18 protein-coding genes are annotated in these 25,975 nt (G+C 68.7%); 11 read left to right on the top strand and 7 right to left on the bottom strand.

Annotated features, from left to right (window positions below):
- Positions 1-2: 2 nt before the first annotated feature.
- Positions 3-926 carry a LysR family transcriptional regulator gene (locus PMI12_RS06815; RefSeq protein WP_042672968.1) on the bottom strand — a complete coding sequence of 308 codons (924 nt, stop codon included), beginning with the start codon at positions 924-926 and terminating at the stop codon, positions 3-5.
- Positions 927-974: 48 nt separating this feature from the next.
- On the opposite strand from PMI12_RS06815, the gene PMI12_RS06810 reads away from it, so the two are divergent.
- Positions 975-1,499, top strand: coding sequence for a GNAT family N-acetyltransferase (locus PMI12_RS06810; protein WP_042672967.1), 525 nt, complete (start codon positions 975-977; stop codon positions 1,497-1,499).
- 51 nt (positions 1,500-1,550) lie between these two features.
- Here the strand turns inward: PMI12_RS06810 and PMI12_RS06805 are convergent, their stop codons facing one another.
- The 3 genes from PMI12_RS06805 to PMI12_RS06795 all read right to left on the bottom strand — a co-directional run bounded on the left by PMI12_RS06805 (position 1,551) and on the right by PMI12_RS06795 (position 4,655).
- Positions 1,551-2,819 (bottom strand): AI-2E family transporter, encoded by a 1,269-nt coding sequence (locus PMI12_RS06805; protein ID WP_007830446.1) that lies wholly within the window; start codon positions 2,817-2,819, stop codon positions 1,551-1,553.
- A complete protein-coding gene (locus PMI12_RS06800; RefSeq protein ID WP_007830445.1) occupies positions 2,816-3,565 on the bottom strand; it encodes a LytR/AlgR family response regulator transcription factor in 750 nt (249 codons plus the stop codon). The genes PMI12_RS06805 and PMI12_RS06800 overlap by 4 nt, the downstream gene beginning before the upstream one ends.
- Positions 3,566-3,656: 91 nt before the next feature.
- Positions 3,657-4,655 carry a sensor histidine kinase gene (locus tag PMI12_RS06795; protein WP_007830444.1) on the bottom strand — a complete coding sequence of 333 codons (999 nt, stop codon included), beginning with the start codon at positions 4,653-4,655 and terminating at the stop codon, positions 3,657-3,659.
- Between PMI12_RS06795 and PMI12_RS29650 the strand changes: the two genes are divergently transcribed.
- The 3 genes from PMI12_RS29650 to PMI12_RS06785 are packed head-to-tail and all read left to right on the top strand — an operon-like array spanning position 4,600 to position 7,673.
- Positions 4,600-4,755 carry a hypothetical protein gene (locus PMI12_RS29650; RefSeq protein WP_235507842.1) on the top strand — a complete coding sequence of 52 codons (156 nt, stop codon included), beginning with the start codon at positions 4,600-4,602 and terminating at the stop codon, positions 4,753-4,755. The two genes, PMI12_RS06795 and PMI12_RS29650, sit on opposite strands and share 56 nt — an antisense overlap.
- A 31-nt stretch (positions 4,756-4,786) precedes the next feature.
- Positions 4,787-6,184, top strand: a complete 1,398-nt coding sequence (argH, locus tag PMI12_RS06790; protein WP_007830443.1) for an argininosuccinate lyase — start codon at positions 4,787-4,789, stop codon at positions 6,182-6,184.
- 19 nt (positions 6,185-6,203) lie between these two features.
- The gene (locus PMI12_RS06785; protein WP_042672965.1) at positions 6,204-7,673 is read left to right on the top strand and encodes a rhomboid family protein; all 1,470 of its coding nucleotides are present in this window, start codon (positions 6,204-6,206) and stop codon (positions 7,671-7,673) included.
- 13 nt (positions 7,674-7,686) lie between these two features.
- On the opposite strand, the gene PMI12_RS06780 is transcribed toward PMI12_RS06785, so the two are convergent.
- Entirely contained in the window at positions 7,687-8,997 is a 1,311-nt protein-coding gene (locus PMI12_RS06780; protein ID WP_007830441.1) for a hypothetical protein, read from the bottom strand.
- Between the two features lie 39 nt (positions 8,998-9,036).
- Positions 9,037-9,576, bottom strand: coding sequence for a hypothetical protein (locus tag PMI12_RS06775; protein ID WP_007830440.1), 540 nt, complete (start codon positions 9,574-9,576; stop codon positions 9,037-9,039).
- A 142-nt stretch (positions 9,577-9,718) separates the two neighbouring features.
- On the opposite strand from PMI12_RS06775, the gene PMI12_RS06770 reads away from it, so the two are divergent.
- The 3 genes from PMI12_RS06770 to PMI12_RS06760 are packed head-to-tail and all read left to right on the top strand — an operon-like array spanning position 9,719 to position 11,853.
- Complete coding sequence (locus PMI12_RS06770) at positions 9,719-10,312, top strand: RNA polymerase sigma factor (RefSeq protein ID WP_007830439.1); 594 nt, start codon at positions 9,719-9,721, stop codon at positions 10,310-10,312.
- Positions 10,313-10,343: 31 nt separating this feature from the next.
- Complete coding sequence (locus PMI12_RS06765) at positions 10,344-11,093, top strand: anti-sigma factor (RefSeq protein WP_007830438.1); 750 nt, start codon at positions 10,344-10,346, stop codon at positions 11,091-11,093.
- Positions 11,094-11,121: 28 nt separating this feature from the next.
- Complete coding sequence (locus PMI12_RS06760) at positions 11,122-11,853, top strand: SGNH/GDSL hydrolase family protein (protein ID WP_007830437.1); 732 nt, start codon at positions 11,122-11,124, stop codon at positions 11,851-11,853.
- A gap of 106 nt (positions 11,854-11,959) precedes the next feature.
- On the opposite strand, the gene opgC is transcribed toward PMI12_RS06760, so the two are convergent.
- Positions 11,960-13,102, bottom strand: a complete 1,143-nt coding sequence (gene opgC / locus PMI12_RS06755) for an OpgC domain-containing protein (RefSeq protein WP_007830436.1) — start codon at positions 13,100-13,102, stop codon at positions 11,960-11,962.
- A 196-nt stretch (positions 13,103-13,298) separates the two neighbouring features.
- On the opposite strand from opgC, the gene PMI12_RS06750 reads away from it, so the two are divergent.
- The 4 genes from PMI12_RS06750 to PMI12_RS06735 all read left to right on the top strand — a co-directional run bounded on the left by PMI12_RS06750 (position 13,299) and on the right by PMI12_RS06735 (position 25,902).
- Positions 13,299-19,322, top strand: a complete 6,024-nt coding sequence (locus PMI12_RS06750) for an alpha-2-macroglobulin family protein (protein WP_007830435.1) — start codon at positions 13,299-13,301, stop codon at positions 19,320-19,322.
- A gap of 655 nt (positions 19,323-19,977) precedes the next feature.
- A complete protein-coding gene (locus PMI12_RS06745; protein WP_237726054.1) occupies positions 19,978-21,162 on the top strand; it encodes an HlyD family efflux transporter periplasmic adaptor subunit in 1,185 nt (394 codons plus the stop codon).
- Between the two features lie 37 nt (positions 21,163-21,199).
- Positions 21,200-22,513 (top strand): hypothetical protein, encoded by a 1,314-nt coding sequence (locus tag PMI12_RS06740; protein ID WP_007830433.1) that lies wholly within the window; start codon positions 21,200-21,202, stop codon positions 22,511-22,513.
- Positions 22,501-25,902: an efflux transporter outer membrane subunit gene (locus tag PMI12_RS06735; RefSeq protein WP_007830432.1), complete on the top strand. Its 3,402-nt coding sequence runs from the start codon at positions 22,501-22,503 to the stop codon at positions 25,900-25,902. Before PMI12_RS06740 ends, PMI12_RS06735 begins: the two co-directional genes overlap by 13 nt.
- The last annotated feature ends 73 nt before the right edge of the window (positions 25,903-25,975 follow it).

The raw sequence follows: 25,975 nt of genomic DNA, 5'->3' as shown, positions 1-25,975 counted from the left end.
GGCTAGCGGCGGCCGGGCTTTCCGGCCGCCACGATGGCATCGAGCACCGCGCGCAAGGCCTTGCTGACGGGCTTGTCCCGCCGCATCACCACAGCCAGCGTGCGGTGCATGCGGGGATTCAACCGGCTGGTCTTCAGCTCGGGATGGGCGCCGCGGCCCGCCATCGACATGCCGGGCACGATGGCGTGGCCCAGCCCCGCGGCCACCATTTCCTTCATCGCCTCGACGCTGCCCAGCTCCATCACGGGCTGCGGATGCAGGCCCTGCGCGGCGAACCAGCGGTCGACCAGCTTGCGCGTGTTGGCGCCGGGCTCGAACAGCACCAGCGGCAACGCGCCCAGGTCACCCGGCGCCACCCTCGCCTTGAGCGGCGCAAAGTCCGCCCGACCGATCGCGACGAACTCGTCGTCGAGCACCGGCATCACCGCCAGCGAACGCCCCGCCACCGGCAGCGTGACCAGCGCGAGGTCGAGGCTGTTCTCTTCCACCTTGCGCGCCTGGTCTTCCGTGTTGCCGGTGCTCACCACCACGCCGAGTTCCGGAAACCGTTCGCGCAGGCCGCGCAGCACGGCCGGCAGGAAATGCAGGCAGGCCGTGGCGCCCGTGCCCAGCCGCACCCGGCCCGCGATGCCGCTCGCATGGTCGGCCAGCGCATCGATCGCGTTCTCCACCGCGGCGTCGATATGCGGCATGTGGCGCAGCAACTCCATACCCGCGGGCGTGGCCTTCGCGCGCTTGCCGACACGCTCGACAAGCCGCACCGCCAGGCGACGTTCCAGTTGGCGGACCTGCAGGCTCACGGCCGGCTGCGAGAGCCCGAGCCGCTCGGCGGCCGCCGAAAAGCTGCCCGTTTCGATCACCAGCCCGAAGGACCTGAGCTGGTCGAGGTTCAGCGACTTGTCCAAAGTATTTCTCATGCCTTGCATATCTCGGCGAAGCTTCACTTATCGAATGTGGGTCGTCAAGATCGGGGCATGCCATCACAACCCATCGCTTCCACCACCGTTGAAGTCCTCGACGCCGAACCGCACCACATGGCCGCCGTGCAGGCCATCTACAGCCACTACGTGCTGCACGACCTCTGCTCCTTCGAGGAAGAAGTGCCCACCATCGAGCTGATGCAGGCGCGCCGTGCCGACGTAACCGCTCGCGGCCTGCCCTACCTCGTGGCGACGATCGGCGGCGAAGTGGCCGGCTATGCCTACGCCACGGCCTACCGCGCCCGCTCCGCATACCGCCATACGGTGGAAGACTCGATCTACGTCGCGCACGGCATGCATGGCCACGGCATCGGCAAGGCGCTGCTGCACGAAGTGATCCGCCGCTGCACTGACAGCGGCTTCACGCAGATGGTGGCGGTCGTCGGCAACAGCGCGAACATGGGCTCGCAGCGGCTGCACGAAAAGCTGGGCTTCGATCGGGTCGGCGTGCTGCGCGACGTCGGCTTCAAGTTCGGGCAGTGGGTGGACACCGTGTTGATGCAGCGCGCCTTGCGCTGAGCGACACGACGGCGCCCGGGGAGCGGCTGGCTTGCACTGCTGTGCGCAGACCTACTCCCCCAGCAGCTCTCCGACCGGCTGCAGGTCCTCGACCCGGTCGCAGATCGACTTGATCACCATCGTGATCGGAATCCCCAGCAGCAGCCCCCAGATACCCCAGAGCCAGCCCCAGAAGATCACCCCGACGAACACCGCCACCGGGTTCATGCGGCTGGTGCGGCTGGTAAGCCAGGGCATGAGCAGGTTGCCGACCAGCGTGTGGATGACCAGCGAGGTGCCGGCCACCAGCAGGCCCATCTGCAGCGTGTTGAACTGCAGGAAGGCCACGAGTCCGGCCGCCGAAAGCACGATCACCGAGCCGATGTAGGGAATGAGGTTGGTGACCGCCGCGACGATGCCCCAGACGGCAGCGTTCTCGAGGCCGATGGCCCAGAACGAGAGGCCGGTGGCGAGGCCGACCAGCGCACTCGTGAAGATCTGCACCAGCAGATAGCGCTCGATGTTGCGCGTGATGTCGTCGAGCACATGCACGGTGACTTTCTTCTTCTGCAGGCTCGGCCCCGTGATCTTGATCAGCTTGCGCCGGAAGGTGTCGCCCGAGCACAGCGCGAAGTAGGTGAGAAAGGCCACCAGCGTGAGCTGCCCCATGGCGCCGAGCAGCCCGACGGTGCCGCTCAGCAGGTAGTCGCGCACGTTGAAGTTGGGCCGTTCGACGATGACGCGCGCCACGCCCTTGCGCGCCGCCACGCGGGCCGAGTTTTCCTCGGCGGCGCGTTCGAGCTGGGCGGCGGCCTGCTGCACGCTTTCGAGCGGCGTGGCGCTGGCATTCCTGTCCCTGCGCATCGCCTGCCCGAGCTTCTGCGCGGCGACCGGCAGTGCATCGAGCAGCTGCGAGGCATTGCCCGAGAGCGAGTAGCCAGTCCAGCCCACTCCGCCGAACACGCCCGCGAGGATCAGCGCCGCGCCGATCCAGCGCGGCAGCTTCCAGCGATACAGGCGCTCGACCAGCGGCGACAGCGCATAGGCCAGCAGCAGGCTCAGCATCAGCGGAATGAAGACCGCCTTCGCCCACTGCAGCGTGAAGACCGTGGCCAGCACCGCGAGCAGCACCAGGGAGGCACTGCGCACGTCGATCGGCATGTCCAGCACCAGGCGTTCGCGCCCGGTCGGCGCGGGCTGCGCGAGCAGTTCCTCCGGCGAAGGTTCGGGCGGGGGTTCGGACGCGGCCCCGGATGCAGGCGCGGCAGCCGGAGGCTCCGCGGAGGCTTCGGCGGGTGCGGGCTTTTCTTCGGAGGCCGGGGTCTTCTGCTCGTCGTTCATCGCGTTTCCTTCAGCACTTCGCGCACCGCGGCAAGTTGGCGGCGCGACACGGCCACGGGTTCGGGAATGGCGTCGAGCCGCAGCGCCCAGCCTTCGGCGTCCTCGCCATCGTCGTACTTTTCCAAAGCGCGGATGGCCCAGCGCGCCACCAGCGCATTGCGGTGCACGCGCAGGAAGCGGTTCGGATAGCGCTCCTCGAACTCGTTGAGCGAACCGTCGAGGATGTGACTGCGCGTGGCGGTGCGCACGGTGAGGTACTTGTATTCGGACTTGAGGTAGAGCACCTCCGACAGCGGCACGCGTTCGGCGCGGCCACGGTCCTGGATCAGCACCGTCTCGGGTACCTGGGCCTCGGCCTGCAGTGCACGGCGCTCCTTCAGGAAGCGCTCGGCCTTCTGCAGCGCCTGCTGCAGGCGCTCGGCGCGCACGGGCTTGGTCAGGTAGTCGACCGCATCGAGATCGAAGGCCGTCACCGCATGGCTCGCATGCGCGGTCACGAACACCACGGCCGGCGCGTCGGGCCGGCTGCGCAGTGCGCGCGCCACCTCGATGCCGTCGACGCCGGGCATGTGCACGTCGAGCAGCACCAGGTCGAGCGCCAGCGCAGCAAGATGCCGCTGCGCTTCGGCCCCCTGAGAGGCCTCGGCCACCACGTCGGCGGCAGGCGAGGTGCAGTCGCGCAGCAGCGTGCGCATGCGCGAACGCGCCAGGGCTTCGTCGTCGACGATCAGTGTCCTGAGGGTCATGCAGTCTCTCTTCTTCTCTTTCGGTGAACACCGCGGAACCGGCTTTGCCGGGCCGCAGGTGTTGCCCCCGGCAGGGGGCGAGCCTGATCCGTCATGATTCGGCGGGAATGGCGATGCGAACCCGGTAATTTTTCTGGTCCATGCCGGCGCTGAACTGCATCTGCATGTCGTGCAGCAGCCGCAAACGGTCGCGCACGTTGGCCAGCGCAATGCCGTGGCCGCGCGGCAGCGGCTCGTCGGCCCAGCGCAGCGGCGGCAGGCTGTTGACCACCTCGATCACCACCATGCCGCCGCGCCGCTCGGTGCGGATGCGCACCTTGGCGCCCTCGGGGCTGGGCTCCACGCCGTGCTTGATGGCGTTCTCGACCAGCGGCTGCAGCAGCAGCGGCGGCAGGCGCGCGTTGCTGGCGGCGGCATCCAGGTCCCAGCGGATGCGCAGGCGGTCGCCGAAGCGCACCTGCTCGATGGCGAGGTAGCGCTCGGCCAGCGCGATCTCGTCGGCCAGCGTGCCCGATTCGCCCGGGTCGGCCAGCGCCTGGCGGAACAGCTCGGCCAGGTCTTCGAGCATGGTCTCGGCCTTGGCCGGCTCCTCGCGCACCAGCGCGATGGCGCTGTTGAGCGTGTTGAACAGGAAATGCGGGCGGATGCGCGACTGCAGCTCTTCGATCCGGGCCGTCATCGCCGCGGGCGTCTGGCCGCGCGCGCGCAGCACCATCGCGGCCATCACCAGCGCCGAGAACAGGGTGCCGGCCAGGGCGCTGGCCAGCCAGGGCGCGGTGGAGAGCACGCCCGTGAGGCGCAACAGGCCGCAGCCATACAGCGCCGACGCCGCGCCAAGCACGGCGCCGGCCGCGTACTGCCATTGCTTCGGCAGGCGCTGCAGCGGCTTCTTGAGCCCGCAGGCGCTCACCAGCCACAGCAGCGTGGCAGGCAGGGCCCCGCCCGTGACCGTGGCCGCCTGCACCAGCCATTCGCCGGGCGTGGACGCCACGAACAGGGTCGCAATCGCCACCACCACCTCGACGAACACCACGGTGCGCAGCACCACCCCGATCTGGCAGGCGTCGAAGATGGACGGACTGCCGCGCAAGGGCGCGCGCGCCCTTTCGGGCGATGGCGGGGGCGTGGTTGTGGAGCTGGCCGATAAAATCGCCGGGTTGCGCATCGCAGACATCAGTTACATCGGGTGACCAACCCATTATTGCCTCCTGGACGGCTCCCATGACCCAAAACCAACTCGACAAGAAATCCGAAGCCTGGTCGGCCCTGTTCTCCGAACCGATGAGCGACCTGGTGAAGCGCTACACCTCCAGCGTCTTCTTCGACAAGCGCCTGTGGCAGGCCGACATCCAGGGCTCGCTCGCCCACGCCGGCATGCTGGCTGCGCAGGGCATCATCGGCGTGCAGGACCACGCCGCGATCGAACGCGGGATGGCGCAGATTCGCGCCGAGATCGAATCCGGCGCCTTCGAGTGGAAGCTCGACCTCGAAGACGTGCACCTGAACATCGAGGCCCGCCTGACCCAGCTGGTCGGCGACGCCGGCAAGCGCCTGCACACCGGCCGCAGCCGCAACGACCAGGTCGCCACCGACGTGCGCCTGTGGCTGCGCGGCGAGATCGACCTCATCGGCGACCTGCTGGTCGAGCTGCAGAAGGCGCTGGTGGACATCGCCGAGAAAAACGTCGACGTGATCCTGCCGGGCTTCACCCACCTGCAGGTGGCGCAGCCGGTGAGCTTCGGCCACCACATGCTGGCGTACGTGGAAATGTTCAGCCGCGACGCCGAACGCGTGGCCGAGGTGCGCCGGCGCGTCAACCGCCTGCCGCTGGGCGCCGCCGCACTGGCCGGCACCAGCTACCCGCTGGACCGCGAGCTGGTCGCCAAGACGCTGGGCATGGACGGCGTCTGCCAGAACAGCCTGGACGCCGTGAGCGACCGCGACTTCGCCATCGAATTCACCGCTGCGGCCAGCCTGTGCATGGTGCACGTGAGCCGCATGAGTGAAGAGCTGATCCTGTGGATGAGCCAGAACTTCGGCTTCATCAACATCGCCGACCGCTTCACCACGGGCTCGTCGATCATGCCGCAGAAGAAGAACCCCGACGTGCCCGAGCTGGCGCGCGGCAAGACCGGCCGCGTGGTCGGCCACCTGATGGCGCTCATCACGCTGATGAAGGGCCAGCCGCTGGCCTACAACAAGGACAACCAGGAAGACAAGGAGCCGCTGTTCGACACCGTCGACACGCTCAAGGACACACTGCGCATCTTCGCCGAGATGATTGGCGGCATCACCGTGAAACCCGAGGCGATGGAAGCCGCCGCGCTGCGCGGCTACGCCACCGCCACCGACCTGGCCGACTACCTCGTGAAGAAGGGCCTGCCCTTCCGCGACGCGCACGAAACCGTGGCCCATGCCGTGAAGGCCGCCACCTCGCACAAGGTCGACCTGGCCGAGCTGCCGCTGTCCGTGCTGCAGCAGTTCAACCCGAGCATCGAAAAGGACGTGTACGACGTGCTGAGCCTGCGCGGCTCGCTGAACGCGCGCAACATCCTGGGTGGCACCGCGCCCGCGCAGGTGAAGGCGCAGGTAGTCCGCCACCGCGCCCGCCTCGGCTGATCGCAACCGAAGCGGCACCGTGTTCTACGCCATACCGCTCGAGAACAAACCGAGCTGGCGCAATCCACCGTGGATGACGGTGCTGCTGATCCTCGTGAACATGATCGTGTGGTGGGGGCCGCAGCGCAGCGAGGAGAACGCACGCGAGCGCGCCGCCCACTACTACGTGAACAGCGTTCTGCCCGAACTCGAGCTGCCGCCTTTCGTGGAATGGCTCGAAAAGACGGACCCCAAGCGCGGCAAGCTGGCTCGCCGGATGCTGCCGCACGAGGAAACCTACCCCCAGCTTCTTGAAAGCCTGCAGAACGACAGGAAGTTCCTGGCGAAGCTGCAAGCCGACGGGATCATCACGCCCACCAACCCGCAGTACGGCGAATGGAAGCGGGACCGCCAGCAGTACGAGGCCATGCTGCCCACGCCCTTCACCGCGCGCTGGTCGCAGGACTACACCAAGGACGCCGAGTTCAAGCCCTGGACCTGGATCACCGCCGCCTTCCTGCATGGCAGCACCGGCCACCTGCTGGGCAACATGCTGTTCCTGTTCCTGTTCGGCTTCTCGGTCGAGCTGGCGCTCGGACGCGGCACCTACCTGAGCTTCTATCTGCTGGGCGCCGTCGGCGCCTCGGCGCTGGCCGGCTGGGCTTATGCCGGCAAGGACGGCTATGGGCTGGGCGCCTCGGGCGCCATCTCGGCGTTGATGGGCATGTACGCGGTGATGTACCGGCTCAAGCGCATCCGCTTCTTCTACCAGCTGTTCTTCTATTTCAACTACGTCACCGCGCCGGCCTTGCTGCTGCTGCCGGCATGGATCGTCAACGAGCTGATGCAGCATTGGCTGGGCGGCCAGGGCATCGCCTACATGGCCCACCTGGGCGGCCTGCTGACCGGTGCAGCATTGATGACCGGCGCGCTGCTGCTGCGCCGGGTGCAGGCGCCGGAGACGGCCGCCGCACCCGAGCCCGACCGCTTCGGCGAGCATGTGGCCGCGGCCCAGAAGTTCGGCGCCGCGATGAAGTTCGACAAGGCGTGTGGCGAATGGCGCGCCGCCGCCGCGCTGCGCCCCGGCGACAGCGACACGCTGCGCGCCTGGTTCAACACCGCGCGGCTGCAGCCCGCGAGCGACGACTTCCACCAGGCCGCCCGCCGCATCTTCCGCCTGCCCGCCACCGACGAGGGCACGATGGCGCTGCAGCACGCCAGCTACAAGACCTATCTCGACCAGGCCAAGCCCGGCGCACGGCTGAAGCCCGAGGACATGGCCCGGCTCGCGCGCCGCTTTGCCCGCATCCGCCAGTTCGAAGACACCGACAAGCTCTGCCGCATCCTGCTGAAGACGGCGCCCGACCATCCGGAACTGGCCGACACGCTGTCGGCCTGTGCGAACGGGTTGCTGCATGCGGGCGAGCGCGACAAGGCGATCGGCCTGCTGCCGCACCTGCTGCGCCTCGCGCCGAACGACATGGTGACGCGCGCACTGCAGAGCGCCTGAGGAGCCTGAAGAACTAGGCGGCCGCCGCCGGCCGCAGCAGCCAGCGCACTTCCTGCGTCTGCTCGCTGTCGGGGTAGCGCGACTCCATCGTCGCCAGGATGGGCTGCGCCATGTCCGAGCGCCCCAGCCCCTGCACCAGCGCACGCGCCGCCAGCTCGTAGGCCTGCGGAATCGCCTCGTGGCCGCGAAAACGCTTGTCGAAGCCCGACAGCAGCGCCAGCGTGGCGTGCGCGTCGCCGCTGCGCCATTCGGCGCGCGCCATCGCGACCACCATCGCCGCGTCGTCGAGCGCGAAGGCCTTGTCCTTCTCCTTGCAGGCCTTGAAGACCTTGAGCGCCTCCGAGGCCAGGTCGCGCCGCATCAGCAGCGGGACGAAACGCCGCGCCTGGTCGAGCATGGTGTCCTTCTTCTCGGGCATCAGCGCCAGCACGCGGTGGTAGCGGCGCTGCGCCGCGAGGTCGTCGGACGCGGCCGTGCGCTGGGCCTCGTAGGCCGTGCCCAGCGCGGCCGCGAGATCGCCCTCGGTGATCAGGTGGGCCACCTCGGCGTCGATGCGCTGCGCCGCGATCTGCTCGGGCGTGCGGCGGTCGACCGGGGAGCCGTCGCCCAGTTCGCTGCCCGGCACCGCGTCGAAACCGAAGGCGTCGTGGTGCTGGAACATCACGTAGCCCAGCAAGCTCGCCATGACCCAGCCGAAGTAGATGAACGCGAAGTTGACGACCGGCAGCGCAATGCGCCCGTCGAACATCGGCAGCAGCAGCGACAGCGCCACCTGCGCGCCCGTGCTCAGCAGGAACAGGAAGAAGCACAGCAGCGCATACGGCCAGCCGATGGTGCGCATCGCGTCCATCACGTGGCCGGGGTTCATCGCCTGGAAGAAGCTGGCCGACTGCACCAGCACGATCACCGCCGCCGGGAAGGTGAAGGACATGACGAACAGCCCCACCGTGCCCAGGATCGGCGCATACCAGGCAAGCCAGCCGATCAGGAAGGCCTGCACCAGCGTGATCGCGAACAGCTTCCAAGGCAGGTAGGTCCAGTCGTCGCTCGATTCGCGGCCGAAGTCGGCCGAATCGCGAATGCCGCGCGCGCCCAGCGCGATGATCTTGAAGCCGTATCGGCTGGCCGCCAGCATGATGCCGACCTCGATGACGAAGAGCGCCAGCGCATCCGGCAGGAAGAAGATCGCATCGAAGAGCAGGCTGCAGAAAGACAGCAGCAAGCCATAGGCCAGCGGCCGCATCTGGAACGGGAACGCGAAGAAGCTGTTCAGCCGGCGCCAGAACGGCGGTGGCGGCGGCAGCGAATCCTTGACGGCGATCATGGCAATTCCTCCTGTTTTTCTTCTTGTGCCTGTATCCGCTTACTTGCGGAAGAACTCGCTCTGGCTCATGGCGCCGGCACCGCCGATGCGCATCACCGTGACCTCGTCGGCATGAACGAGGCGCATCTGGCCGAGCTCGCGCTCCAGGCGCTGGGTGAAGCTGGTCTTGTATTGCAGCAGCGACTCGCCCATCTTCAGCACATTGGTGCCCGTGACGGTCGCGCTCTTGCGGTCGGTGGCCACCTCGATGGTGTCGATGTGGTAGTCGTACTCGATGGTGAGGATGCCGCCCATGCGCTCGCCGACCCTGCTGAAGGTCTCGAAGGCCTCGCGGTTCGCCTGGCAGGCCTCGTCGCGGTTGTGGGAGCGCTCCACCGTTTTCCCCATCATGGTGGTCTTGCTCTCGATCCGGGCCTTGCGGCTGAGCTGCTTGCACAGCATCTCGGCGTCGCGCGAATAGATGGCGTGGGCTTCCTTCTGGTAGAAGTCGCGCACCATCGATTCGTCGAGCTTGCGGCCGCCGATAAAGAAATACCACGCGCCCACGCAGAGCGCGATCACGATCGCAATTTGCTTCATTTCTTCCCGCCCGCGCCTGCGCGCATCCCTCTTGATTTTGCGGGGCAGTATACGTTGCCGAATGTTTCCTGGAGGCATCGAAACGAGCTCGCGCCCCTGAATCCGGCCGCCCGGGAGCCCCGTATACCGGGCATGTGCATCGATGCCCGACAATCCCCGAATGCCAGCACCCAGCCCCGACGCCGAACTGATGGCACTGATCGACCGGATCGGCCGTCGCGACGAAGCCGCCCTGCGCCAGCTGTACGACCGCACCTCGCCCAAGCTGATGGGCCTCGCGATGCGCGTGGTGCGGCAGCGCGAATGGGCCGAGGACGTGCTCCAGGAAGCCTTCCTGACTGTCTGGCGAGTCGCCGGCGACTATCGCGCCTCGCTCAGCCCTCCGCTCGCGTGGCTCGGGTTGATCGTGCGCAGCCGGGCGCTCGACCTGCTGCGTCGCCGCGCCGCCGACCGCACCCGGCTGACCCAGGAATTCGACGAACTCATGGCCGACCAGTTCGAATCGGATGCGCCCAGCCCCGCCGACACTGCCGATGCCAGCGAGCAGGCCTGGGCACTGCACCAGTGCCTGAGCCAGCTCGAGGGCCGCCAGCGCGAGGTGGTCAGCCTGGCCTACCTGCGCGAAATGAGCCACGGCGAGCTGGCCGAGCAGCTCAGGCTGCCGCTGGGCACGGTCAAGACATGGATCCGGCGCGGGCTGGAAAAGCTGCGCATCTGCATGGGGCGCTTTGCGTGAGAGCGATGGCGAAGAAGAAGGCGGCCCTCCCATGAATCTCCTCGCACACCCCGAGCTGCTCGAACTGCTGGCCGCGAACCACGCGCTCGGCACGCTGCGCGGTGGCGCCCGCCGCCGCTTCGAGACCCTGGCCCGCGAACAGGCGCCGGTACGCGCCGCCGCGCTGGTCTGGCAGAGCCGGCTCGCGGGCATGACCGAAATGCAGTCCCCGGTCGTGCCCGACCCGGCCGTATGGACCCGCATCCGCAACACGATCGCCGCCGAGCAGTCCGCGCTCGCCATCGAACGCCAGCGCAATGCCGCCGCCGGCAAGCCGCAGCCGCAAGGCGGCTGGCTGCGCAGCCTTGCGCTGTGGCGCGGCGCCACGGCCGCCGGCGCACTGGCCACGGTGCTGGCCGTGGTGGTCGGGCTGAACCTGCGCGACCAGCTGCAGAACGCCCCGGCAGTGCAGTACGTGGCCGTGCTGAACGACGACAAGGCCGCGCCCTCGATGCTCGTCACCTTCGATCCGAAGAAGAAGCAGCTGGTGCTGCAGCGCGTGGGTGGCTTCGACGAAGGCAACGACAAGTCGCTGCAGCTCTGGGCCCTGCCCCCGGGCGGCGCGCCGCGTTCGTTGGGCGTGCTCGACAAGGCGCCCGCGCTGCGGCTGGCTGCGTCAGAATCCGACGTGCGCGTGCCGGCCCTGGCGATCAGTCTCGAACCGAAGGGCGGCGTGCCCAGCGAGGGCGGCCCGACCGGCCCGGTGCTCTTCCACGGCGCCCTCATTGAAAAAACCATCTGACCTGTTTGCTGCCCTTCCGATGCCTTCGATGAAAACCGCGCTGGCCGCGGTCGCGCTGCTGACTGCGGCACTCGCCTCGCATGCCCAGTCCGCCTTCTTTCCCCAGGAATCGGAGACCGCCGCCGCCGAGGCCGCGTCCGCGCGCGACTACCTCGCCGCCAAGGAGCGCTGGCACAACGAGCTCGCGGCCTTCGCGCGCGCCGACCAGGAGCGTTTTCCGGCGCCCGGCGGCGTGGTGTTCGTCGGCAGCTCCACGGTGCGCATGTGGACCCGCCTCTCGCAGGACTTCGCGCGCGTGCCCGGCGGCGTGGTCAACCGCGGCTTCGGCGGCTCGACGCTGGCCGACTGCAGCTTGTTCGCACGCGACCTCGTGGTGCGCTACAAGCCGCGCCAGGTGATGGTCTATGCGGGCGACAACGACCTGGCCGAAGGCCGCACCCCGCTGCAGGTGCTCGACAGCTTCGCGCGCTTCGCCAACGCGGTGCGCGCAGAGCTGCCCGACACGCGCATCAGCTTCATCTCGGTCAAGCCCAGCCCGTCGCGCGAGCAGCTGATGCCGCAGATCCGCGAGACCAACCACGTGATCTCGGCCTACCTGAACCTGCTGCCCAACAGCGAGTTCATCGACGTCTACACGCCGATGCTGGGCGCCGACGGGCGCCCGCGCGCGGAGCTGTTCCGGGGCGACAGGCTGCACATGACGGACGAAGGCTACCGGCTGTGGCATTCGATCATTGCGCCGCACCTGCCGAATCCTTGACTCGCCCCCAGGCTTCGCGCACTTCGTGTCGCGCGCGCCTTCCCCCTACCGGGGGCAACACCAGTGGCCCGGTAAAGCCGGTTCCACGGTGTTCCAGGAAAAGACCTCAGGCGGGCGCGGTCTCCGACGGCATGTCGTCCGCCGGCGGCGGCACATCAGCCCCGCGCGTGAAGCGGGCCACGAAGTACATCCCCGAGAGCACCGCCAGCAGCAGCAGGCCGTCGCCCCACCACGGCCGCGCCATCTGGTTGTCGCCGTAGAAGGCCAGCACCAGCAGCACCGCCACGAGGTGCGCGCAGAACACCGGCAGCGAGGCGGAACCCATCGCCTCCAGCCAGCGCAGCCGCGGAATGCGGCGCATCAGCCACGGCCCGAAGCGCACTGCCAGGATGCACAGCGCCACGAGGTTCACCAGCCGCAGCGGGCCGAGTTGCCATTTGTCGAACAGCAGGTTCAGCTCGACGTCGCCGCCGAACGGCGCCTGGCCGTTGATGCCGGTGTGGCGCCAGTAGACCCCGTAGAGCGCAATGCCCGCCGCAAGCATCAGCAGCCACCACGGAAAACGCAGGGGCCGGGCTTCCGGCCCGCTGCGCGTGGCGCCGATGCACAGACCCGCGAACCACAGGAACTGCCACGCATAGGTGTTGAACGCGCCCATCTCATGGAACGGCACCGGCACGTCCAGGTAGCGCACAGCCAATGCATAGATCCATTCGCTGACCCCGAACTGCGCCGCCGCCCACACGGTCGCGCTCGCCACCATCACCCCCGTCCAGCCGTGGCGCATGGCAAAGGCCAGCACCCAGGGACTCATGAGCATGAAGAAGATGTACATCGGCAGGATGTCGAGCAGCGCCGGCTCGTAGATCAGCAGCAGCCCGAACAGGAAGCCGTCGCGCGGCTCCGCCAGGTAGTACGACACCAGGTTCTTCACGGCTGGCTGGTCGATGTGCAGCCCCACCGCCGCGATCACCGTGAACAGGAACAGCAGGATCGCCGCCTGGCACAGGTAGACCTTCACCACGCGCCGCCAGAAGGCCTGGCGCATCGAGTCGACGCCGCGCAGGTAGCCGATGCGGCTGTACACCAGCCCGGCCACGAAGGCCGACAGCAGCACGAAGCCCTCGGCGGCCGAGACGAAACCGAAGGGCTGGCCCAGCGGATCGGTCAAGCGGGTGGGCAGATGGGTGACGGTCATCAGCACGAGCATCAGCCCGCGCAAGGCGTCTATTTCCCAGTAGCGTTTCATCGGTCGGCGGCGAGGTCTTGGTGGCGGTCCGCGCGGCGCACGCACGACGGCCCCGATTGTAAGAAGACCGGCGTAAAGCCCGCGTAAGGCCCGCCGCGCCCGGCGATCAAGCCAACGGCCTATGACTGTTGGCACTCCCGAACCGTCGCGCAAATCGGATACGCTGCGCGCTGCCTTCAGGTGGAGATACAAAAAAGTGAATCGTTTCTTTCCAACATTGCTCCTGGCTGGCGGTGTCCTCGCGGCCGCCCCGGGCTTTGCCCTCCAGATAACCAGCCTCACGCCGCAAGGCGAAGTCGCCCGCGTGCGCCAGGTCGTCGCCAAGTTCGACCAGGCGGCCGTCAACTTCGGCGACCCCAAGGCCCCTGCCCCGCTTGCGGTGAGTTGCACCGACGCGCAGGCCGCCAAGGGTACCGGCCGCTGGACCGACGCCAAGGCCTGGGTCTACGACTTCGAGAACGACCTGCCGCCCGGCGTGCGCTGCACGGTCACCCGCATTCCCACCTTCAAGCCCGCGTCCGGCGAACTCACCGGACCCGAGCGCTACCAGTTCAACACCGGCGGCCCGTTCGTGCGCAACTACATGCCGGGCAGCTACAGCCGCATCGACGAGCAGCAGATGTTCATGCTGGAGCTCAACGGCGCGGCCACGCTCGACAGCGTGCGCCAGAACGTCTGGTGCGCGGCCGACGGCGTGGGCGAGCGCATTCCGGTCAAGCTGCTCGATGGCGATCAGCGCGCCGGCCTGCTCAAGGCCTTCGGCCGCGACAAGGCGGCAGAGAAAGACCCGCTGCGCTTCGTCACGATGCAATGCAACCGCACGCTGACGCCCGGTGCGAAGGTGCAGATCGTCTATGGCAAGGGCGTGGCCACGCCCTCGGGCGTGCCCAACAACGTGGAACGCCGCTTCGACTTCCAGGTGCGCGAGCCCTTCGCCGTGTCGTTCACCTGCGAGCGCGAGAACGCGCAGGCCGGCTGCCTGCCGCTGCGCCCGATGCAGCTGACCTTCAACGCGCCGGTCACGCGCAAACTGGCTTCGCAGATCGAGCTCAAGGGCAAGGGTGAGACCGTCAAGGCCCAGATCGAAGGCAGCACGCAGAGCGACGATGACGTGGTCAACGGCGTGTACTTCGGCCCGCCGCTGGCCGAGAGCGCGCAGTTCAGCATCGAGCTGCCCTCGAAGTTCGAGGACGCCTCGGGCCGCCCGCTGGCCTCGCCCGGCAGCTTTCCGCTGAAGGTGGCGACCGGCGCGATGCCGCCGCTGGCCAAGTTCGCCGCCTCGCCCTTCGGCGTGGTCGAGCGCCTGGCCGAGCCCGACACCCCGGCCATGATGCCGGTCACCGTGCGCCGCGTGGAGCCGAAGCTGATGGTGAATGCCCTCACGCCCGGCAAGGTGAGCGACATGAACCCGAAGACCGACGCGGAAATCATCGCGTGGTTCCGCAAGGTGCGCCGCTACGACAGCTTCACCATCTCGCGCGAACAGGCCCGCAAGGACGTGAAGGGCCCGCTGCCCCCGGTCATCGACAAGGACGACCGCACCACGCTGCAGACCCGCATGCTGTCGCTGCTGGCGGGCCAGTCGGGCGTGAAGGCGCTGGACATGCCCAAGTCGGACAGCGGCGATCCGCGCCCCTTCGAGGTCATCGGCATCCCGCTGACGCCGGGCTTCCACGTGCTCGAAATCGCCTCGCAGAAGCTGGGTGAGGCGCTGCTCGACGAGCGCTACAACGCCGGGCGCACGATGTACGTGCGCACCACCGCGCTGGCCACCAACCTGGCGGTGCACTTCAAGCTGGGCCGCGAGAACTCGATGGCCTGGGTCACCACGCTGGACAAGGGCAAGGTCGTGGCCGGCGCCGATGTGCGTGTGTCGGGCTGCGACGGCAAGGCCGTGGCCACCGGCACCACCGATGCCAACGGCGTGGTCATGCTCAATGGCATCTCGCCGCAGGCGCCGTCGTGCAACGGTCCGAACGAATACGACACGGCGGCCTGGTTCGTCAGCGCCCGCGCCAAGGACGACAAGGGCGTGGAAGATCTCGCCTTCACCTGGAGCGACTGGCAGCGCGGCATCGAGCCCTGGCGCTTCAACGTGCCGACCAGCATGCAGGCCGAGGCCGACCGCGTCGCCCACACGATCTTCGACCGCACGCTGCTGCGCGCCGGCGAGACGGTGTCGATGAAGAGCCTGATCCGCACGCAGACCAGCAAGGGCTTCGGCCTGCCCGAGAACCGGCCCGACACGCTGGTCATCACCCACGTGGGCAGTGGCCAGCGCTTCACGCAGCCGCTGAAATGGCGCAAGACCGCCACCGGCGGCCTGAGCGCGGAGAACACATTCCCCATTCCGCCGGCCGCCAAGCTCGGCGTGTACGAGGTGATGCTGCGCACCGGCGGCGGCAAGGACGCCAACGGCGAGGGCGAAAGCGATGGCGACGAAGGCTACGGCCGCAGCTTCTCCACCGGCATGTTCCGCGTCGAGGAGTTCCGCCTGCCCGTGCTCGAAGGCCGCATCGCGCCCACCGACAAGAAGCCGCTGGTGGCCGCCACCAGCGTGCCCACCGACGTGCAGATCAACTACGTGGCCGGCGGCGGCGCCGCCAACCTGCCGGTGCGCGTGTCGGCCATGGTGCGCGGCAAGAGCCTGAGCTTCTCCGACTACGACGCCTTCAGCTTCAACCCGCCGCGCGCAGCGCAGGGGGACGGCAGCGAGGCCGCCACCGCAGTCAGCGCCGCGGCCGAGGCCGGCTCGGGCGAGGAAGACCTCAACAGCGTGAACGACACCCGCGTGATCGCAGACAAGCTGCCCCTCACGCTGAACAAGGACGGCGCCGGCAAGGTCACGATCGACAAGGTGCCGAAGGTCAAGGCCGCACGCGAGCTGCTGCTGGAGGCCACCTACGCCGACCCGAACGGCGAGGTGCAGACCATCCGCAGCACGCAGACGCTGTGGCCGGCCTCCGTCATCGCCGGCATCAAGACCGAGGGCTGGGTTTCCACTGCGCAGAAGCTGAAGTTCCAGGCGCTCGCGCTCGACCTCTCGGGCAAGCCTCAGGCCAACGTGACGCTCAACGTGCGCGCCGTGGCGCGCATCACCACCACCAGCCGCAAGCGCATGGTGGGCGGCTTCTACACCTACGACAACAAGACCGAGACCAAGGACATCGGCACCGTCTGCAGCGGCAAGAGCGATGCGCGCGGCCTGCTGCTGTGCGAGTCGGAGCTGAAGGAAGCCGGCGAGGTCGAACTCATCGCCAGCGCCACCGACGGCGAAGGCCGCGACGCCAAGGCCGTGAGCTCGGTCTACGTGACCAAGCAGGGCGAGCTCTGGTTCGGCGGCGAGGACAACGACCGCATCGACGTGCTGCCCGAGAAGAAGAGCTACCAGCCCGGCGAAGTCGCCAAGTTCCAGGTGCGCAGCCCGTTCCGCTTCGCGACCGCGCTGGTCGCAGTGGAACGCGAAGGCATCATCGAGACGCACGTGGTGCAGCTCGACGGCAAGGACCCGACCGTCACCCTGCAGGTCAAGCCCGAATGGGGGCCCAACGCCTACGTGAGCGTGCTCGCCCTGCGCGGCCGCCTGCGCGAAGTGCCGTGGTACAGCTTCTTCACCTGGGGCTTCAAGTCGCCGCGCGAGTGGTGGACGGCCTTCTGGTACGAAGGCAAGGAATACGTGGCACCGACCGCCATGGTCGACCTGAGCAAGCCGGCCTACCGCCTCGGCATGGCCGAGATCCGCGTCGGCACGCGCGCCCACCAGCTCGACGTGACCGTCACGAGCGACAAGCCCAGCTACCCGATCCGCAGCAAGGCGCAGGTCACCATCAGCGCCAAGCTGCCCGACGGCAAGCCGGCCGCCGGCGCCGAAGTGGCGCTTGCGGCGGTCGACCAGGCCCTGCTGGAGCTGATGCCCAACGACAGCTGGAACCTGCTCAACGCCATGCTGCAGCGGCGCAGCTGGGGCGTGAGCACCTCCACCGCGCAGATGGAAATCGTCGGCCGGCGCCACTACGGGCGCAAGGCCGTGCCCGCAGGCGGTGGCGGCGGCAAGGGCCAGACGCGCGAACTGCTCGACACCCTGCTCGTGTGGAACCCGAAGGTGGTGCTCGACGCCAATGGCCAGGCCGTGGTGACGGTGCCGCTGAACGATGCGCTCACCACCTTCAAGATCGTGGCCGTGGCCGATTCGGGCGCCAGCCTGTTCGGCACCGGCCAGGCCAGCATCCAGGCCACGCAGGATTTGCAGATCATCAGCGGCCTGCCGCCGCTGGTGCGCGAGGACGACCAGTTCCGCGCGCAGATCACCTTGCGCAACACCACGCAGAAGCCGATGAAGGTCGAGGCCACGCCGCGCGCCACCCTGCTCACGCTGGAGACGCAGACCGTGGACATCCCGGCCGGCGAAGCACGCGAGGTGGCCTGGACCGTTACCGCGCCCGCGCAGCTCGCGCAGACGCGCGCCGAAGCCATCCTGTGGGAAATCGAGGCCAAGGACACCATCGGCGGCGCGCGCGACGCGCTCAAGGTGCGCCAGCGCATCATCCCGTCGGTGCCGCTCACGGTGCAGCAGGCCACGCTGGTGCAGCTCGATGGCCCCTTCACGCTCGACGTGGCACCGCCCGCCGACGCCCTCCCCGGCCGCGGCGGCCTCAAGCTGTCTCTGCAGCCCAAGCTGGCCGAGGGCCTGCCGGGCGTGCGCGACTGGTTCGCGAACTACCCCTTCATTTGCCTCGAGCAGAAGACCAGCAAGTCGGTCGGCCTGCGCGACGCGAAGATGTGGCAGAGCGTGCTGGCCCAGCTGCCGACGTACCTCGACAGCGACGGCTTGGCCAACTACTTCCCGCCGCGCGACGGCGAGGCCAACCGCGGCAGCGACATCCTCACCTCGTACCTGCTCGCGGCGACGAACGAGGCCGCGCAGCTCAACCCCGCCTTTGCGCTCGCCGACGACGTGCGCGCGCCGATGGAGTCGGGCCTGATCGCGTTCGTCGAAGGCCGCATCACGCGCGAGTTCTGGAGCCCGCGCAAGGACCTGGACGTGCGCAAGCTCGCCGCGCTCGAAGCGCTCTCGCGCTACGGCAAGGCCAAGGGAAGCATGGTCGGCAGCATCACCATCGCGCCGAACCAGTGGCCCACCGGCGCGGTGATCGACTGGCTCAACATCCTCAAGCGCGTGAACGACGTGCCGCAGCGACAGCAGCGCCTGGACGAAGCCAACAACGTGCTGAAGGCGCGCCTGTCGTACCAGGGCACCAAGCTGATCTTCAGCACCGAGCAGGACGACTACTGGTGGTGGCTGATGACCAACGGCGACGTCAACACCGCCCGCCTGCTGCTCAGCGTGATGGACGACCCGGCCTGGAAGGACGACATCGGCAAGCTCGCCAACGGCTTCATCGGCCGCCAGCAGAACGGCGCCTGGCACACCACCACCGCCAACCTGTGGGGCGGGCTGGCGCTGGAGAAATTCAGCAAGGTGTTCGAGAGCACCCCGGTGGCCGGCGTCACCGCCGCCACGCTCGGCGCGGTGAAGGCGCAGGTCGACTGGAGCAAGGTCGAGCGCGTGAAGACCAGCGACACCACCGGCGCGCCCAACCAGACCACCTTCTTCGGCGCGCCCGCCTCGCCGGGCAACCTGAAGAACAACACGATGTTCCTGCCGTGGGCTGCATCGCCGTCGGGTGCACCCGTGCGCGACACGCTGCTGGTCACGCAACAGGGCACCGGCAAGCCGTGGCTCACGCTGCAGTCGATCGCGGCCGTGCAGCTGAAGGCGCCGTTCGCGGCCGGCTATGCGCTCAAGAAGACCATCACCCCGGTCGAGCAGGCCGTGGCCGGCAAGTACACGCGCGGCGACGTGCTGCGCGTGAGCATCGAGGTCAACGCCAGCACCGACATGACCTGGGTCGTCATCAGCGACCCGATCCCCGGCGGCGCCACCATCCTCGGCAGCGGTCTGGGTCGCGATTCGCAGATCGCCACGCAGGGCGAGAAGAAGAGCGGCTCCGGCTGGCCGGCATTCGAGGAGCGCAGCTTCGAGGCCTTCCGCAGCTACTACGAGTACCTGCCCAAGGGCGTCGTGAAGATGGAATACACGGTGCGCCTGAACAACGTCGGCGACTTCGCATTGCCCCCGAGCCGCGTCGAGGCGATGTACGCGCCCGAGATGTTCGGCGAGACGCCGAATGCGCGGGTGAAGGTGGAAGCGGCGAAGTAGCGGTCCACCGCGCTTCTTCCGGCTTCCTTACCTCGTCGCCCCGGCCGGCTCCGCACCCCGCGGCGCATCCGGCTGTTTCGCCCCGGCCGCGGGCGAGCGCAGCGCGGGGGGATCGGCGAGCGGCGCAACCTGGCCAGGTTGTGCGGCCGCGGTCAGCATCGTTACTGAATACCCCGCCGGTTCGCCTCCCGCCATCCCGCATGGCGGAAGAGCAAGGGCCGCCCATCGGCGTCTTTAGGCGCCGCCACCCCGCGCATTCCCTTGAGAAGCCCGGCCCCGCCTCGGCCGGCATGCCTGTGCGCCTTTTGATCGTCAACGGCGCGCAATCCGACGCCTTTGTAGGACTTTGGCCTGACTCGCGCTGTGGTTGAAATGTGAAGTTTGCACACTTTGTTTCGCCTCGAAGCAGCCCAAATCCGGGTTTTGCCCTACCTTTATATTGCACTGCAGCATGCCACGTGAGGGCCGCGGGCAGTCTCTTCAATCCCATGGATGTACGCCGACGTTCCGGCGTGCGCCGTCGCCACGAGAGGTTGGTATGCATGTCTCGAAAACCGGTTCGTTCCGTCCTTCCCGCGCCCTAAGGCGCAATGCCCGCGCCTCGGCACGCCGACCTTCCGGCTCGTCCGGCCGCCACCGGCAGCGGGGCGCTTTCGTGCCCAAGCTCGCGGGCTACGGGCTGCTCGCGTTCGTGCTGTGGCTGATGGTCGAGACGCTGATCCAGCCGCTGCTGTCCTCGCAGGCCACCCGGGCCGTGTTGCAGGCGCCGGTAGGGCTGATCACCTCGCCGATCAACGGCGTGGTCACCCGGATGGTGGTCCACACGCGCGATGCGGTCGAAGCCGGCACCGTCGTGGCCACGGTACGCAATCCGACCGTCAGCCAGGAATTACTGACCACCCTGAGATCGCAGCACCTCGCGCTGCAGAGCCAGCTTGCGCAGCTCGGCAACCAGTTCAAGGCCGACAGCCAGGAAATGAAGTTCGTCGGCCATGAGGCCAATGTCCATCGCGAGGCCTCGCTGGCCCAGGCCTGGGAGGCCTGGCAGATCGCCCAGCGCCAGCGCGACGTGGCGCAGAGCGTCGTGGAGGAGCAGGAGAACAAGGTCCGCACCAACCAGGCGCTGCTGGAACAGGGGGCGATCAGCGAGCAGGTGATGAACGCGTCCGAGGCCCAGCTGAACACGGCGCGTGCCAACGCCGCGGTGGCGGCACAGGCCTTCGCCGGGCAGGCCCAGACGGTGGCGAGCGCCGGACAGGGCGCCTTCGTGGGAACAGGCGGCAACAGCCTGTTCCAGACGCTGGAGAGCCGGCGCGGCGTGCTGCGCAACAGTGTCGACCGTGCCCGGCAGGACGGCACCGCCATCCTCCAGCAACTCAAGCAGGTGGCGGCGCTCGAGGAAGAGGAGCGCCAGCGGGTGGAGAAACTGTCCTCCTACGAGATCAAGGCCACCCAGCCGGGGCAGGTCCACACCGTGCTGGCGCCCGAAGGCGCGTACGTCACGGCGGGACAGTCGCTGGTGCGCGTCACCGATTGCAGCCGGCTGGGCGTGGTGGCGGTGTTTCCGGCCCGGCTGGCCAAGCGGCTGAGCATCGGTTCGGTGCTTGACGTGAAGGTCGGCCAGGCCGTCGCATCGGTGCCGGCGCGCGTGGAGCAATTGCTGCCGGTGGCATCGGACGCGCTGCAGAGCACCTACAGCGTGCCCTTCCCCTTTGCCGAGCAGGGCTCCATCTACGCCGTGGCGCGCATCGACAGCAACGAGCCGCCGAAGGCGCAGTCCGCCGGCGAGAGCAACCTGTGCGCGCCCGGCAAGGTGGTCTCGGCCAGCCTCAGGTCCTGAGTACAGGCAATGAACTGCCCTGCATCGAAAGACAAGCATGCGTTTTTCCCCCCGCGGCCTGGCCCTGGCGCATTGCGCGGCCGCCCTGGCGGCGCTGGCCTCGCCGCCGGCGCTCGCCGAGCAACCCGGTGCCACGCAGCAGCGGCTCGCACAGCAAAGCTGTGAGGGTTTGCGACGGGCGGTGGCCGAAGACCAGAAGGGCGCTGCGTCCGGCCCCCTCTTCCTTGCCAGCTACAGGCTCGCCGCAGGCGGCCAGGGCACGCCACCGCTGGAACCCGCGCTGGCGGGCGCAGCCTTCACCTACGACAACGCACTGGCCGGCATCGCGCTGCTGGCATGCGGCGACGCGGGCTCGGCCAGGCGCATCGGCGACGCGATCGTCCGCGCGCTCGAGCGCGACCCGAACGTGGCCGACGGGCGCGTGCGCAACGCCTATCGCGCCGGGCCGATGACGGAGGACAAGGCCGCGCTGCCGGGCTACTGGGATGCGGGCAAAAAGCAATGGATCGCCGACGCCTACCAGGTGAGCACCGCGACGGGCAACGTGGCATGGGCCGCACTGCTGCTGTTGAACCTGAACCAGGCCGAACCGTCGCCAGCCTATCTGGCGAGCGCGCGAAAACTGCTCGGCTGGATCGAGCAGCGCACGCGCGCCCGGAACGCCCCCGACGGCTACAACGGCGGCTGGTACGGCTGGGACAACAAGCAGCGCCCCCAGACCTGGAAGTCGACCGAGCACAACATCGATATCGCGGTGGTCGCTGCGTGGGCGGCGCGCGCCGGCGGGCAAGGCGAGGCCGAGACCCAGCAGGCGCGCACCGCGCTCGATTTCGTGACCCGCATGTGGAACCCGTCCGAGCAGCGCTTCAACATCGGCACCAAGGAAGACGGCGCCACCATCGCCACCGAAGGCTCCGGGCTCGATGCCCAGCTCTGGCCGCTGCTGGCGGCTACCGACCGTTCCTGCGGCTGGATGCGGGGGCTCGAATGGGTGGAGAAGAACCATCGCTTCGGCGAAGGCTACGGCTTCTCGCGCAGCCCCGACGGCATCTGGACCGAAGGCAGCGCGCAGGTCGCCGCCACGCTGGTGGCCCGCAAGGGCGCGGCGCCCGAAGCGCTGTGGCGCCTGCTGGCGTCGCAACGCGCCGACAACGGCCTGTACTACGCCACCCCCGCTCCCCGCATCTCCACCGGGCTGGCCATCGGGCCCGACTCGGCGGGCGCCGACTTCTTCTACTACCACTGGCCGCACCTGGGCGCCACTGCGTGGATCGCATTGGCCGCCACCGGCTTCAACCCATTCACCGGCAAGACCGCCGCAACCGGAGCCAATCCATCATGTCCCACCTGATCGCCACGCCGGAGTTCCAGCTCAATGCCCTCGTGGCGGGGCTCGCGCTTCTCCTGATGACGTGGGGCCGCGTCGAGCGCATCGGCCACCGCGCGTTGTTCGGGGCACTCACCGCCCTGCTGCTGATGCGCTACGCCGTCTGGCGCGTGGTGGCGACCATGCCGCCCTCGGACCTCGGCTTCGAGACCCTGTTCGCCTGGGTCTTCCTGGTCTTCGAGCTGACGGCCATCGTCTACACGCTGATGTCCATCCACATGCTGCTGCGGCGGCGCGACAACCACGGGCTGGCCGATCGCGGCGAGGCCGCGCTGCGCGGACGCGGCGAGCAGGTGCCGGCACTGGACGTGTTCATCTGCACGTACAACGAGGAGCTGGACGTGCTCGAGAAAACCATCATCGCCGCCCAGGCCATCGACTACCCGCAACTGAAGGTCTGGGTGCTGGACGACACCCGCCGCGACTGGCTGCGCGACTACTGCGAGCGCCGGGGCGTGCACTACGCGCGGCGGCCCGACAACAGCCACGCCAAGGCCGGCAACCTCAACAACGGCCTGCGCCTGTCGGCGGAGGTGACCAACGCGCCTTTCATCCTGGTGCTCGACGCGGACTTCGCGCCGCAGCGCCAGATCGCCTACCGCATGCTGGGCCTGTTCGACGATCCCAAGGTGGGCCTGGTGCAGACGCCGCAGTTCTACTACAACGCCGACCCTATCCAGCACAACCTGCGCGCCACCAACAGCTGGGTCGACGAGCAGCGCGTGTTCTTCGACGTGCTGCAGCCCGCGAAGGATGCCGTGGACTCGGCCTTCTGCGTGGGCACTTCGTTCATCGTGCGACGCGACCTGATCACGGCCGCGGGCGGCTTCCCCGTCGGCAGCGTCTGCGAGGACATCCACACCACCTACCTGCTGCTGCGGCATGGCCACATCACGCGCTGGCTGGGCGAACGTCTTTCGCACGGCCTGTCGGCCGAGAGCATCGTCGACTACATCAACCAGCGCAGCCGCTGGTGCCTCGGCACGGTGCAGCTTGCGCTGCTGCCCCAGGGACCCTTGCGCGGCAAGGGCTACAGCCTGTCGGCGCGGCTGCATTTCCTGCACGGGCTCCTGCACTGGCTGGGCAAGCCGTTCATGGCGATGATCATGGTGGCGCCGGCGTTGTACTGGTATGCCGGCGTCTCGGTCTTCCACGCGACGCCGCAGGCCTTCGCAACCTACGGGTTGCCGCCGCTCGTGATGTTCTGGGCCTACAGCTACTGGATCAGCCAGCGGCGCTGCCTGCCCGTGTTCAGCGAGGTGAGCCAGCTCGTGGCGGCGATGGCCGTCACCAGCACGCTGCTCGCCGCGATGCTGAAGCCCTTCGGCCACCCCTTCAAGGTGACCGCCAAGGGCCTGGACCGCTCCAAGACAGTGGTGCACTGGAAGCTGGTCGCCGTGTTCGGCGGGCTGCTCGTCGCACTGCAGGGCGGCGGTGCATCGGCCGTCATGAGCGGCGCTGCGCTCACGCCGGGCGACCAGCTCAATCTGGTGTGGACCGGCATCGCGCTCATCCTGTGCCTTGGCGCGCTCATCGCCTGCGTCGACCTGCCGCGGCCCGACCAGGAAGAGCGCTTCCCCTGGCGTGCCGCGACGCGGGTCCGCACGGCGACGGGCGAAGGCGATTCGCGCTTCGTCAATATCGCCGTGGACGGGGCGCTGCTCGAAGGCGGCGCCCTGCTGAAACGCTTGCGCGTGGGGCAGGCCCTGGAGGTCTACGTCGATGCGGTGGGCTGGCTGCCCGCGCTCGTCGCCGGTCGCAGGCGCACCAGCGCGGAGCTGCGCTTCGCCGGCACCGAGACGCAGCGCGAGCAACTGGTGAGCCATGTCTTCAACGTGCTGCCGAGCCACGTCGCGGTGCAGGTGCGCCCGTGGGGGGCGGCTTCGGCGCTGCTCGCGAGTGCGGGGTTCCGTGCGCCTGGCGCCGGCTTCGTGCGCCTGTTCCTGCGGCTGTCGCTGCTCGTCCTGGCGGCCGGCCTCCTGCTGGTGGTGAGCGGCTGCAACCTCACGCCGCCGCTCAAGCAGCCCGACCTGGCGGTGCCTTCCAGCTGGCCCGCCGGCCAAGCGGTGCCGGCATCGGAGCCCGCGGACTGGCGCAGCTTCGTGCGGGACGATGAACTGCGCGGCCTGATCGCCACTGCCCTGAACCAGAACCGCGACCTGCGCGTCTATGCGGCCCGTGCGCGCGAAGCCCGCGCGGCCTACGCGGGCAGCCGTGCCTCGCTGTTCCCGCAGATCGGGCTGTCGAGCCATGCACAGCGCGCCCAGACCACGACACAGGGTTCGCTCAGCCCGGTGGGGAACGTGCCGTCCGACGGGCGGATCTCGAACAGCTTCGACGTGCAGGCCGGCGTCACGTCGTACGAGCTCGACTTCTTCGGCCGCCAGCAGAGCACCGCCCAGCAAAGCGGCTCCCTCGCCGAGGCCGGCGACAAGGACTACGCCGCAGCCCGCATGAGCCTGGTAGGCGAAGTGACCAATGCGTATCTCACGCTGCGCGCCGACCGCGCCCAGCTCGCCCTGGCCAGTGCCAACGAGGCCTCGCTGTCTTCCAACGCCGACATGATCGGCCGCGCCAAGGCCGCGGGCGGTGCGGCGCAGCTGGACGTCTTCCGCGCGCAGTCGCTGCTGCAGAACGCCCGCGTGCGGCAGGAGGAATACCGCATGCGCGTTGCCCAGGACCTGCAGGGGCTCAACGTGCTGGTGGGCCAGCCCGTGTCGCCGGACACCGGCGCCGCGCGCCCCTGGCCCGAACAGTCGACGGAATCCGTGGCGGCGGGCCTGCCGTCCAGCCTGCTGCAGCGCCGGCCCGACCTTCTCGCGGCCTATGCCCGCGTCGAGGCTGCGAACTCGGGCGTCGGCGCGGCCAAGGCGGCCATGCTGCCGACCATCTCGCTGACGGCCCTCGCCGGCGGCGTCAGCGGCGAGCTGTCGACGCTGCTGAGCAGCGGCAGCCGGAGCTGGGCCGGCGTGCTCGGCGTGTCGCTGCCTCTGTTCGACTGGGGACGCCGCTCGGCCAACATCACGGGCAGCGAAGAGCGGCTTGCGGCAGCGATGGCCTCGTACGAATCCGCCGCGCAAGTGGCCTTCCGCGAAACCGCCAATGCGCTGATCGCCAGCGACCACCTGCGCCCGCAGCTGCAGGCGCAGCAGTCCCGCGTGCAGGCGCTGGAAAACGTGGCCCGCATCTCGCGCACGCGCTTTCGCAGCGGCCTGGAAGACTACTTCTCCAGCCAGGATGCGCAGCGCGAGCTCTATTCCGAGCAGCAGCAGCTGATCGAGCTGCAGCTCAAGGAAGCCGTGAACATGGTCAACCTCTACAAGGCCCTGGGTGGGGGGTGGAGCAGCACCTGAAGCGAGCCGGCCCCTGCTGAAGACACACACACGCATGTAGCTTCGGCAGGCGCACCGGCCTACACTCGCGCCT

It is taken from the genome of Variovorax sp. CF313 (assembly GCF_000282635.1).
In the GTDB taxonomy this organism is placed as follows: domain Bacteria; phylum Pseudomonadota; class Gammaproteobacteria; order Burkholderiales; family Burkholderiaceae_C; genus Variovorax.
This window is presented reverse-complemented; position numbering and strand designations above follow the sequence as displayed.